Source organism: Desulforhopalus sp., from assembly GCA_030247675.1.
Taxonomy (GTDB): domain Bacteria; phylum Desulfobacterota; class Desulfobulbia; order Desulfobulbales; family Desulfocapsaceae; genus Desulforhopalus_A.
In genome coordinates this window covers 172,659-184,292 of sequence record JAOTRX010000003.1, presented here as the reverse complement: position 1 = coordinate 184,292, position 11,634 = coordinate 172,659, and the positions used below count along the sequence as shown (strand labels likewise).

General features: G+C 54.1%; 13 protein-coding genes. 5 read left to right on the top strand and 8 right to left on the bottom strand.

What is annotated here, in order from left to right; translation table 11 throughout:
- Positions 1-78: 78 nt before the first annotated feature.
- Together OEL83_08080 and OEL83_08075 are read right to left on the bottom strand one after the other, a co-directional pair.
- Complete coding sequence (locus OEL83_08080) at positions 79-471, bottom strand: hypothetical protein (GenBank protein MDK9706994.1); 393 nt, start codon at positions 469-471, stop codon at positions 79-81.
- A gap of 434 nt (positions 472-905) precedes the next feature.
- Positions 906-2,159: a hypothetical protein gene (locus tag OEL83_08075; protein MDK9706993.1), complete on the bottom strand. Its 1,254-nt coding sequence runs from the start codon at positions 2,157-2,159 to the stop codon at positions 906-908.
- Positions 2,160-2,803: 644 nt separating this feature from the next.
- Between OEL83_08075 and OEL83_08070 the strand changes: the two genes are divergently transcribed.
- From OEL83_08070 to OEL83_08060, 3 genes are read left to right on the top strand one after another with little or no spacing between them, the layout of a single operon-like run.
- Positions 2,804-3,058 (top strand): AbrB/MazE/SpoVT family DNA-binding domain-containing protein, encoded by a 255-nt coding sequence (locus tag OEL83_08070; protein ID MDK9706992.1) that lies wholly within the window; start codon positions 2,804-2,806, stop codon positions 3,056-3,058.
- A complete protein-coding gene (locus OEL83_08065) occupies positions 3,046-3,375 on the top strand; it encodes a type II toxin-antitoxin system PemK/MazF family toxin (protein ID MDK9706991.1) in 330 nt (109 codons plus the stop codon). The genes OEL83_08070 and OEL83_08065 overlap by 13 nt, the downstream gene beginning before the upstream one ends.
- 48 nt (positions 3,376-3,423) lie before the next feature.
- The gene (locus OEL83_08060) at positions 3,424-3,717 is read left to right on the top strand and encodes a hypothetical protein (protein ID MDK9706990.1); all 294 of its coding nucleotides are present in this window, start codon (positions 3,424-3,426) and stop codon (positions 3,715-3,717) included.
- On the opposite strand, the gene OEL83_08055 is transcribed toward OEL83_08060, so the two are convergent.
- Positions 3,714-4,940 carry an amidohydrolase family protein gene (locus tag OEL83_08055; GenBank protein ID MDK9706989.1) on the bottom strand — a complete coding sequence of 409 codons (1,227 nt, stop codon included), beginning with the start codon at positions 4,938-4,940 and terminating at the stop codon, positions 3,714-3,716. The two genes, OEL83_08060 and OEL83_08055, sit on opposite strands and share 4 nt — an antisense overlap.
- Before the next feature lie 35 nt (positions 4,941-4,975).
- Between OEL83_08055 and OEL83_08050 the strand changes: the two genes are divergently transcribed.
- Positions 4,976-6,037 (top strand): alpha/beta fold hydrolase, encoded by a 1,062-nt coding sequence (locus OEL83_08050; protein ID MDK9706988.1) that lies wholly within the window; start codon positions 4,976-4,978, stop codon positions 6,035-6,037.
- Between the two features lie 9 nt (positions 6,038-6,046).
- Here the strand turns inward: OEL83_08050 and OEL83_08045 are convergent, their stop codons facing one another.
- Positions 6,047-6,499, bottom strand: coding sequence for a hypothetical protein (locus OEL83_08045; protein ID MDK9706987.1), 453 nt, complete (start codon positions 6,497-6,499; stop codon positions 6,047-6,049).
- Positions 6,500-6,548: 49 nt separating this feature from the next.
- Positions 6,549-7,211, bottom strand: coding sequence for a transposase (locus OEL83_08040; GenBank protein ID MDK9706986.1), 663 nt, complete (start codon positions 7,209-7,211; stop codon positions 6,549-6,551).
- Between the two features lie 171 nt (positions 7,212-7,382).
- Here OEL83_08040 and OEL83_08035 point away from each other — a divergent pair, with 171 nt between their 5' ends.
- Positions 7,383-8,423 (top strand): alpha/beta hydrolase, encoded by a 1,041-nt coding sequence (locus OEL83_08035; GenBank protein MDK9706985.1) that lies wholly within the window; start codon positions 7,383-7,385, stop codon positions 8,421-8,423.
- Positions 8,424-8,425: 2 nt separating this feature from the next.
- Here OEL83_08035 and OEL83_08030 read toward each other — a convergent pair whose 3' ends face one another.
- The 3 genes from OEL83_08030 to OEL83_08020 all read right to left on the bottom strand — a co-directional run bounded on the left by OEL83_08030 (position 8,426) and on the right by OEL83_08020 (position 11,628).
- Complete coding sequence (locus tag OEL83_08030) at positions 8,426-9,946, bottom strand: NAD(P)-binding protein (GenBank protein MDK9706984.1); 1,521 nt, start codon at positions 9,944-9,946, stop codon at positions 8,426-8,428.
- A complete protein-coding gene (locus OEL83_08025) occupies positions 9,943-10,872 on the bottom strand; it encodes a TIGR00730 family Rossman fold protein (protein MDK9706983.1) in 930 nt (309 codons plus the stop codon). The genes OEL83_08030 and OEL83_08025 overlap by 4 nt, the downstream gene beginning before the upstream one ends.
- A 210-nt stretch (positions 10,873-11,082) precedes the next feature.
- A complete protein-coding gene (locus OEL83_08020) occupies positions 11,083-11,628 on the bottom strand; it encodes a ferritin (GenBank protein ID MDK9706982.1) in 546 nt (181 codons plus the stop codon).
- Positions 11,629-11,634 lie beyond the last annotated feature (6 nt).

Here is an 11,634-nt window from a genome sequence, read left to right as displayed (position 1 = left end):
CAAGGATTGTGATCTGACATCACGAGCGTGGTCCGCCGTCAACTGCAGAGCTATTGGTCGACAGCAATTCGTACAATCTCACTTCCCTTTGGCAAGGCCCCTGAGTAGTGCACTCATCGCCTTTGCCCCGTCATCCAAGTTCCGGCGTTGTGAAAACTCTTGCTGCAATTGACCAGGCTCAGGCGTCTTCGTCACTCCTGCACCATCTTCGGCGAAACGCCTAGCCATCGCGTACGTATCTGGGATCCGTTCCTTGTATTTCTCAAGGAACGCCATTCCTGCAAGGATGAAACCACGATTTCCCCCGTCATCGCCGTAACCGACAGTTGTATCCGCGAGAGCCTTGGTACCGGTTTCAAGTGCCCGCACTTCAGCAAGCTCACGCAGTGCTTCATCACGGCTGGATTCACTCCTCTCAACATAGAGAATGCTGCCGCTGGCAACAACAGTGAGAATGGCTGCGTAGGCCACGTGTAGAAAGCGGGACTTGGCATTAGGTGCGGCGATTAATCACTCCCTTCAATACTCTACATTTAGCCTGCCGAGCTGGCAGTTAACAGCCCGCTTTGACCTTTGGAATTAAGTGGTCTGGTGTTGGCTTCAGCGCAAAAATCGGCACCTCCTGTGAACTGCAGGTGCTACGAGTCTTCTTCAGCAATACACTCCCGCGGTACATTCATATAGTAGTTTGTCATATCTCCCATGAACATCACATCAATATGACATTGATCAGGATGAATGCCGGACGGGTGAACTCCCAAGGAGTTGATCACTTGTGGCCTGCTCTTAAAGTTTCATGCTATTCCTTCTTCTCCAAAGCGTCATCCTTTGATCTATCTCCCCAATGCCTATCGTGCCAGAACGAACATAGGCTAATCTCCTCCTTCGATCTAGGATTTATCGAGTTAGCTCACCAGCGCGTTGCTTTTTCGCATCCGGTGGAGCGCCGTGTTAGACAATATTCTTTTTGTCTCACGATATAACCCATGCACCAAGAGACTGAAGCCCATACACAAAGGGGACAATATAACGATATACTTTACAATTCCAGGTTGCTCGGGCAGCCCAGTAGCCGTAAGAAATGTTAAATGTTGAACCGTGGCGAACCCGATCGGGACGATACTTACGATCATCAAGCAAAAGGTGAACATAAGTACCAATAGTTCCAGCTTATCCCTCGGAACCAGAGTCTTTCGCTTGGAAAAAGGTGGGCGAGCCGCTTGAAATATAGAATATCCTGAAAATAAATAGACCATTGGAAAGACTAACGCAAAGAAATCACGAGAGAACGTTATACCAAAAACGTTAATTGTTGCCCGTTCTCTTCGTAATGACTCGATTAGCGCCTCTTTAAGCTGTTGGTCCGAGTAACTCTTGTCATTTTGGATTGATGCAAGCCGGATTATCTCGGCTCGAAACTGATCATAGGACATCATCTCAACCATTGGAAACAACCCGCTTTGCACGAGTCTTTTGCCTTTTTCTAGGAGGTCTGGTGAATATGGTGGAAGAGGTGAATGATTATTTTCCGATAAAAAAGTCTTCATTTTTGCAGGTCGGAGAGCCCAATATTCCAACATTGGCTTAATAGCTCGCGGTATAGATAGCTCAAATATTTTACCATCATCACCCTGTTCCAATAATATTGGTTCGTTGGTGAGGGAGATACGTTCAAAATCTAGGCTTGGCACCAACAGAATGAATCTATTAGCCCGTGACATTCCGCTCCCATATCCACTGCTGCTCGTCGACCACACTCTAGTTGGAATCGTTGAATCTGTTGTGAGATTGAAATTTGTGACACCAAAACTTGCATCAGGGTCTAGAGGGCTACGATTGCGATAAAACAGATTATGAAAACCAGGCACGAGCGGGGCATTTCCAATATACTCCTTAAGCATTATAAGAAGCGGATCATTTATTAAATGTGATCGCCATTTTGAATGCATAATCGATGAGATAGTCTCGTTACTCGTTCGAGTGGTATCTCGATCAATGGGGTTTCCATTGATTACATCAATACAGCGAACGACTGAATCAAGATAAGCAAACAATCGCGTTCGCTGGTTCTGCTGATAATCTTCAAGCAATATTTTTGACGAAAGCACGGCAAGCAGCAATATTAGGCTTGCCAGCTTTACGTATGTGTCTTTCTGCATGATGGTTCGTCCGAACTAACAAGTAATTATACGAACTGCCTATCTACGGTAACCACCTGGATCCTCGTCCCTATTCAGTAAATTTCCTCACATCTCAATGCTCTTCCACTTCCTTTACTTCCTGTCAAGCATTATTTTGCAAGATATTGTAATTTAACATATTATTTTTACAATGACTATTTTCCGAAAGCACATTCCGTCATTGTATAGAGCTGCAATAGTAAAGATATCTGCACTGGAATATACAGGGGCCAGACTTGACTTCAGGCTTGACTTCAAGGGTGTCTATGAGAATGAGTTAATGCCTATAAGTCATAGCATGACCCGCATTCTCATAAAGAGGTAGTCATACTTGAGAGATGGGGATGACACCAAACAACTGCCTGTGATTATCCTTGAGCAGGGCCAAGGGTTGATGGTGCCAAAGGGTTTCATCTAGGAGATAGAGCAGGGTATGCCTCGTGCTTGTTTTATTAAGAGCAAAAAGGACAACATAAAGCCAGGTTTCACCACAAAGCTCGTGTCCTGGCCGCATAGCATGGGAAAAGAAAGAAGAAAGTCACTTCTCCCAATTCGCAGAGATTATCCTTGAATTACCCCCTTCAAGTAATTACAATGTGCTCATCCAAACAAGGGAGGTACATATGCGCACAAGTATTATTCGTATCGGGAATTCGCAAGGCATCAGAATACCAAAGGCCATTATCGAGCAATGTCATTTGGGTACAGATGTTGAGCTTGAGGTCGAAGACAAAAAGATCATCATCTGCTCAGCAACACACCCCCGCCAGGGATGGGGCGAGAAGTTTGAAGCGATGGCAGCATCTGGAGACGCAAAACTCCTCGACGGAGAACTCGTAAACCAATCTACATGGGATGAAAACGAATGGCAGTGGTAGTGAGTCGTTTTGAGGTGTATCTGGTGGCTCTCGACCCAACAATAGGGAGTGAGGTTCGTAAAACGAGGCCCTGTCTCATTATTTCACCCGACGAGATGAATCAACACATTGCCACAGTAATCGTAGCACCTATGACTACCAAGGGCCGGGATTATCCGTCACGGGTAAGCTGTTCTTTTAAGGGCAAGCATGGCCAAGTGGTGCTTGATCAAATCAGGACTGTCGATAAAACGAGGTTGGTTCAAAAACTTGGGGTTATTGATCGAAAAATACAGTCCAAGGTTTTATCAGTTATCGCCGAGATGTTCGCACCGTAATCAGGCATCCTGAAAAGCCTGGCAAAGTCACTGCTCCCCATCCTAAACATGTCTAAAACCATCCAAATCTGGTCGCTCCTCTCAGCCATTCACCTTGGTGTGGCTGCACTGTCCACCATTCTGGGAATTGATAGATTGTCGGCCATCATCGCCGGCACCATCTACCTGCCACTTTGGCCGGTCGATATATTGGGACTTCCGGTATTCCAGGGCAATCAATGGATGATCCCTCCACCGAATGCATTGGGATGGATATTGGTCTTTGTTTTCTGGGCACTTTTGTACTGGATTATCGCTGTTTTTCTCGTCCGCATTTTTCGAATGCGTTGCCGTGCGGCTTAATCCCTCGCCGCTACATGCTTAACCGGATTTTTCCGGTACATCGTGCTTGGTGCACCCTGGTAGTAGATCCCTTCCAGATAGGAGAGTTTACGCGGCAGCAGCGATGGCCCGCCCCTGGCAATCAGAAAGGTTGCAGGCTTTCCCTTGGTGAGCAGGCCAAAATCATCAAGACCAAGAAGACGGGCGCCATTGCTGGTCGCACAACGCACGGTCTCGGCAAGACTAAAGCCGGCTTTGAGAAAGCACTTCATCTCCTCGATGATCGACTCCCCGTGCAGAACGCCAAGGCTGCCGGCGTCGGTGCCAAGGGCAAGGTTGACGCCCAGCTGTCTCGCCAATGTCAGCTGGCCAAGCTGGTGTTCGAGGTTTTTTTCCACCACCTTTCTGTCGGCAAGCATTGGGTCGAACTGATTGAGGGCGTAGGCCTTCATGGTAAATACCGTCGGCACCCAGAAGGTGCCCTTGTCGGCCATCCGCTCAAGGTTCTCCCGGCCCATAAAAAAGCCGTGCTCAATGGAATGACAACCGGCCTCCACCGCCAGCCGCACCGGCTCCCTGCCATTGGCGTGCACCATGATCTTCCGTCCAAGCTTGGCTGCCGCCTCGACGATCCCAGCCAAATCAGCCAGAGAAAATTGCGGCTTTGTCTCCCGGCCGAACTCCTTCAGACTGTTCAGGCCGGAATTGACGACTTTCACCTGGTCAGCCTTGTCCTCATCCCGGACAAAGGCCTCGGCAAGGCTCTCGCCATCGCCGGGACATCTGCCGATCAGGCGGCCGTAACGGCCGGTCGCGTGCCAGGCCTGGCCGGTGGTTTTGACAATCATCTGCGGATGCATCGCCTTCGTCTGCCTGTAGGCAAGGGCAAAGCCACCCCGGTCGCCGCCATCCCGGATGGCAAGCACCCCGTGGTTAAAGAGATCCTGCAGATGCCGGCTGATGACCGGCTGCAACTCGTCATAACCTGCAATCAGTTGGTGCTCCCGGGTTGCCGGGTCGGTGGTCCCAGACATGAACAGATGAAGGTGGCTGTCAACCAGGGGCGGCAAGATGGTGCAGCGCGACAGGTCGGTGATCTGCGCCGGATCAATGCCATTGCCAGGGGCGTAGGGCTCGATCGCTGCCAAGCGGCTGTCTTTGATTGCTATCAAGACATTTTCCTGGATCGGGCCGCCGCTGCCGTCAATCAACCAGCCAACTCGGAGAAACGCCGTATCAGCCATACTCACCTCCCTGCACCTTGCCGGCAATTCCGGCGATGCCAAAAACCTTCCACCCTGGTATGATGCGCGCCGATCTTTTGCCGCCTTCCCTCAACCTTAACCACCCAATCTCACCCATGAACCACCCTTTCAACCCGCCGGCAATCTTGCGCAACCCCCACCTCCAGACCATCTTGACCAGCCTCAGGCTGCGCAAAATGATTGCCAGAGCACGGGCGAGGGATCTGTTGGCGAGAAGCACCGAGCATATCCTGGCTTGCGGTGACGGGGTTCGTCTCCTTGGGGCGGTGAGCGAAGGCGACGGCCACAGGAAGGGCCTGGTCACCCTGATCCACGGCTGGGAAGGGAGCATCGACTCCGCCTACATCCTGTCGGCCGGGGCGGCTCTTTTTCGCCACGGCTTTGACGTCTTCCGCCTGAACCTCCGTGACCACGGCAACAGCCATCATCTCAACCGGAACCTCTTTAATTCGACGCGGCTGGCCGAGGCGGTCAATGCGGTGGCGGAGATCCACCGTCTCTTTCCTCGCGACGAGAATTTTCTGGTAGGTTTTTCCCTGGGCGGCAATTTTGCCCTGCGCATCGGCCTGCAGGCGCCGGCGGCGGGCATCAAGCTGAGGGCTATTGCCGTCGTCTGCCCGCTCATCAACCCGGTTACCGCCACCAGCAACATGGAGGAAAACTACCCCCTCTACCACCGGTATTTTGTCAGAAAATGGCAGAATTCCCTGCGCAAAAAACTCGCCTTCTACCCCGATCTGGGCTACGACGAGACCCTGCTGCAGGAGCGTTCGCTGGCCGCCATGCACGACTATTTCGTGCCGCGCCATACCGATTACCGCACCACCTTTGAATACTTCTCGGCTTACCGGTTAACGGGCGAGATGCTGAGGGAGATGTCGATGCCCACCCACATCATCGCCTCGGACGATGACCCGATCACCAGAAAAACCGACCTCGACGCCATAGGCCAACCGCCATCACTGACCTTTACCAGAACCCGCTACGGTGGCCATTGTGGCTTTCTCAAAGACCTGCGCCTCAACAGCTGGGCCGACGACCAGATCGTTCGGCTATTCACCCAAGCCCTGCCATAACGGCCGGGTTTATTTAAGTTTTTTGAACTCTTTGACCAGAAGCGCCGGGCCCTGGGTGCCTACGTACAAGAACTCGCTGAACAAATCGACCACCTCACCCGGTTTGGCCTCACGCGCCAGGCGCTCGGCGACCTTGTCTTCGATGAACAGCGAGGCGGCAACATTCTTGGCGGACTTCACACCGATACATTTCGAGATGGCCAGTTTATCGACGACCTCTTTCTTTTCGCCCTGCATGACCATGGCCCGCTTGAGAATATCGGTGTTGCAATTGAGACTGGCTGAAGCAAGCACTACCCGAAAGGTCAGCTTCTGGGGAACCACCATCTTGACTCCTGCCTTGATTTTCGGTGTTGCCAGGATTTTATCAAGGTCACCCTGCTTATACTGCTCGTACTCAAAGGCAAATGCCGACGAAAGCGGTAACAACAGACACATAACCAGAACCGGCCACAGTTTCATTTCTGCTCCTCTCCAAAATTCTTACGGTTAAAAAGACAAGCCACTATGGCTATCCTGCCAGTTTCCTCTTACGGCCGGCCTTCTGCGGCTTGACCGTTCGCTGCAGTAAACGTTCAAGGGTATCGAGGAACTCCTCGTCCCCCAAGGCCCGCCCGGTGCGTTCGTGGCGACGCAGTTTTTCTCTCTCTTCATCGTCGACATCGGCAAGAAAACCGCGCCAATCGCCGGCCATTTCCAGGAGCGGTGCAACCTTCACCAGGATATCATCCTTGCCTGCAAGATGGGCCTTGGCACTGCTCCATTGCCATGCATAGGGATCGGCGACAAGGTCTGCCCGCACCGGATTCATTTCAATATAGCGAGCCGCTGCGAGCAAATACCCGGCATCCATCGGAAACGAAGCGAACCGGCCCTGCCAGAGATGGCCCGTCCAGCCTTGCCGCGTGTTGATCATCACCGAGTACCTGCGGTGTGCCTCGCCGATTGCCTGACGCAGCCCCTCCTTGCCCTCCGGTACGGCGATCATGTGGATATGATTGGGCATCAGACAATAGGCCCAGATCTCGACATGGAAATTCCGGCACCACTGCGCCATCAGATCCAGGTAGGCCTGGTAATCCTCATCGCAGAAGAAGGTTGCCATTCGGCGATTACCGCGCTGAATGATGTGATGGGGTATACCCGGGGCTATGATGCGTGCTATTCTTGGCATGGAATGAATGCTACAATGACCTGAGACAAGGGTCAAGCACAAATGGATAAGGTGTCCCCATAATAATTAAGGTGTCCCCATAATAATTCTTTATTGCTGAGTTTGTTATTTTCCAATACTGTATTGCAATTTTGAGAATACACTTCTTATCGATCAAGAATGGCGGTTACTATGACGTATACCTTGCGAATACTCCCTGTTCTCCTGCTTCTTCTCTGCACGTCCTGCTCTCACCTGAGCAGGAACACCGCCGGTCCGCAGGCACTCGACAAACCTGCCCAATACGGCATCGACAGGTTCACCACCGGGCAGAAACACAATGCCCACTACGTTGAGGCCGGAGAAGGCCCCCCGGCCATCCTCATCCCAGGGCTTTTCGGCACCTATCGTGGCTGGTCGCGGATGATGCCGCTGCTCGCCCCGCATTTCCACCTCTACGCCCTCGATAATTTTGGCACCGGCGCCTCCGACAAGCCGGACGACAGTTTCACCTACACGGTGGCCGAACAGGCCGATATGATCGTCAAGATGATGGATGAGTTGGGGCTCCCCCACACCACCCTCATCGGGGTTTCCTACGGGGGGATGATCGCCCTCAACATCGCCGCGCGCTATCCCGAGCGGGTCAGCGCCGTGGTGTGCATTGAGGGGGCGGTGATCCTGCCGAAGCCCTCACCCTATGAAACCATGGAGAACGGTCTCGACAAGCCCATTATTGGCGACGCCATCATCGGCCTGATCCGTCTCGGTATCTTTAACGAGGTGTTTGCCAAGGATGTCATGGGTCAGGCCTGGGAAGGCATGGCCGAGGGAGAGCGGGCTGTGGTGACGGAGATCATCTCCCATTACGTTAACGCCGCCTCACGGCCGACCTGGCTCGGTCTCGCCCGGGCGCTGCGCACCTCCGAGGATTTCCCGGAACAGGCCAAGCTGATCAAGGCCCCGGTCCTCTATCTCTCCGGCGACAAATCTTCCTTCAGGGAAATGACCGAGACCAACATCGCCTATTTTAAAGACCACCTGCCCCATGTCCGCACGGTTGCTTTCGCCGACGGAATCCACGACCTGGAGCTGCAAAAGCCCAAGGAAACGACATCGATGATCCTCGACTTTTTACGCCCCGGCGAGATCCAGCAACTGGCCTCGGCGGCAACGGTCCAGGAGGGCAACCCGCCTGATGAAAGCGGCCGCGAGCAACGAGCCGTCCAGTAGCGTCACTTTTCCGCAAGCCTTGCGGCAAGAAAGTTCTGAAAATTGCCGCGGCCGGCAACCTCGCCGACGCCGCGGAGGACGCTGAGGGTCACCCCGAGAAGCCCCGGTGCGATGGCATTCTGGCCGACGAGATAGAGAGACCGTACCGGCATCCGGGTCAATACCGCGTATTGCAGATCGTTTTTCACCGAGCGCATAAGGCCGTATACCGACCCCTCCGGGCTCGCCGCCCAGTCGCGCATGGTCAGCGGTGTGGAGATATCGAGGATCGAATATTCCCCGAGGGGGCCGAGGACATCTCCGGCAATTTCGATCATCGACAGGGCGGTGCGCATCTTTGCCTCTTCATAGACAGGCCCCCGTTTGCCGGTGCGGGTATCATGCCACTCCTGCCAATCGCTATAGTGAGAACCGCGAATGATGGTCAGCAGATTATAGCCCGGCCGTTCACTTTCCCGCAGCTGCAAAAAGGTGCCGTCGATATTGACCTCATCGACCTGATGGATGCGAAACAGGTTGTGACCCGGCACGGCGTGCCGCTCCTTATCGACCAGCAGATGAACGCAGACCAGGCTTTCGGTTTCCGCGAGTTTGCCAAGGCCCTGACGATAGGCAGCGGGGAGCGCATCCTCCGGAAGCATCGGCAGGACCAGTTTGGGATGAATTCCGGCAAGAATCTTCTTGCCGGCAAGACTCCGTCCCGAACGCAGCCGAACGCCGCAGGCCCGGCCGTCAGCAATAAGAATTTCCTCAACGGGGTCGCCAAGGATGATCTCAGCCCCCACTTCCACCGCCCGCTGGGCAAAGATATCGGCCATCTCCCTGCCGGTGCAGCCAAGCTCCCAGGCCGAAAGGAGCAGGGAGCCGAGCGTTGCAAATAGCAGGTACACCGGACATTCGTCCATGGGCAGGCCGGTCCAGAAGCCGTGGACGGTGAGAATCTCCGCAAGCTCCCTGGAGCACCCGGCAGCCGCCAAAAACTCTTTGACGCTCTGGTTCGCCCCGGCAAAGGAGAAGAGGCTTCCCTGCAGCCGGCCCTGATCATCAAGACGCAGCCCCTCCGACAGGGAACGCAGGGCGAAGACGATGGCGTCTATCGCTTCCTGCTCGGCCGGAAAGAGTCTCCGCAGCTCACCCTCCAGACCGGGCAAGGTCTGGGGAAGATTGAAGGTGCGGTCGTCAAAGATGTAGCGCTCAAGCACACCACCCGTCCCGAGACGGCGCAATTGCAGTTTTTCGGTAACGCCGAGGATGTCAAAGACCTGGCGAAGAAGCTCACCCTCGCCGGCCGGGCCGAAATAATGCAGGCCGACGGCGCAGTCGACACCCTGCCGACCATAGCTGCGCAGCAGCCCACCGGGCAGTGGGCTGCGTTCGATGACCGTCGCCTTAATTCCCATCTGGCCAAGAAGGATGGCGCTGCTAAGCCCACCCAGCCCGGAACCGATGATCAGCACATCCGTTTCGGCCACGGTCGTTGCCGCCTCCACCCCCGCCAAGCCATCGGCATTTTTGTCGGTCATCGTGGTCTGGCCCTCCGATCACCTACCCGCCTGTCTTCGGTATCCTGGGCATAGAACTTCTCGACGATGTCAACGGCCTCTTCGGCGGTCTCAACGAATTTGAAAATATCGAGGTCCCCCGGCGATATCACCCCCTCCTCGACGAGGAAATCGAAGTTGATGAGTTTTTGCCAGAATTCCCGGCCAAAGAGGAGGATCGGCAGGGGCTGGATCTTCTTGGTCTGGACAAGGGTCAGGGTCTCGAATAGTTCGTCCAAAGTGCCAAAACCGCCGGGAAAGGCGATCAAAGCCTGGGCCCGCATAAGAAAATGCATTTTTCTGAGAGAAAAATAATGAAACTGGAAACACAGCTCCGGGGTAATGTAGGCGTTCGGGGCCTGTTCATGGGGCAGGACGATATTCAGGCCCATGGTCTTGGCACCGACGTCACGGGCACCGCGATTGGCCGCCTCCATGATGCCCGGCCCGCCGCCGGTGATGACCACCAGATTGCGGCAGGACCGGCGATGATAGACCTTTGACAGCATGGCCCCGAGCTTGCGTGCCTCATCGTAATAATGGCTCTTCGCCAATACCCGCCGGGCGATGGCAAGGCGCTGCGCACACCCCGGATCGCCGGGACTTGCCGCGGCTTGTTGTTCCGCCTGCGCCAATCGCTCCGATGCCTCCCTTTCCTCGGGGATCCTGCTGCCGCCGAACACCACCACCGTCGCGTCGATGCCATGTTCCTTCATGAGCATCTCCGGTTTCAACAATTCCAGCTGCAGACGGACCGGCCGCAGCTCTTCGCGGTTGAGAAAATCAATATCGGTGTATGACAGGCGATAACTGGCAGAGGCGGTTTGCGGAGTGTCGACAGAGAGCAGGGCCGATTCGGCTCCTTCTTTCGACGAGGGATAACGTTGCAGGGGCGATCGTGTGGGCATGGAAAAGGCTACCTTTAAAATATGTGGATTTTCTCAGTCGTTTGGGGATTACCCTCAGACTGCAAACAAATTGCCGGGGAGCGTCTATTGACACTCTCCGGCAATCTCGCTCCCCCCGGGTAGATCTACAGGGGGAAAACAAACGGACAAGGCCTCTTATACCACAAGGGCATAAGTTTCGTTTGAGCAGACAAGCTGCACAACTCAGATTTATGCGCCTGCCTTTGCCGCCGCCTCCACCCCTTTGCTGTAATCGGTGGGCACGGTGGTCATCCGTCCGGCCAGCTCGCGATCAAGCATGAGCAGGGCATGGGGATTATCGCCAATCAGTTTCAGCTGGGCGATGATGTCGTTGTCGTTCTCCTCCTCCTCAACCTGCTCGGTAACATACCACTCAAGAAAGATTTGCGTTGCATGGTCTTTCTTGCTGATCGCCAGCTCCATCAGTTCGTTGATCGAGGCGGTGATAAACTGCTCATGGGCCAGGGTCTGGGTAAACATGTCGAGCTGCGAGGCAAATTCCATCGGCGGCGCCTTGATTGCCTCAAGCTTGACGTCTTCGCCCTGGCGCTGCACATATTCATAGAGTTTCATGGCATGGAACATCTCCTCGTGATACTGCACCATGAACCAGTTGGCGAAACCTTTCAGTCCAGCCTTGTTGGAGGCGGTGGACATCGACATGTACAGATAGGCCGAATACATTTCCTTGTTGATCTGCTCGTTCAGGGCCTGAGCCATTTTCTTATGTAGCATGGAAGT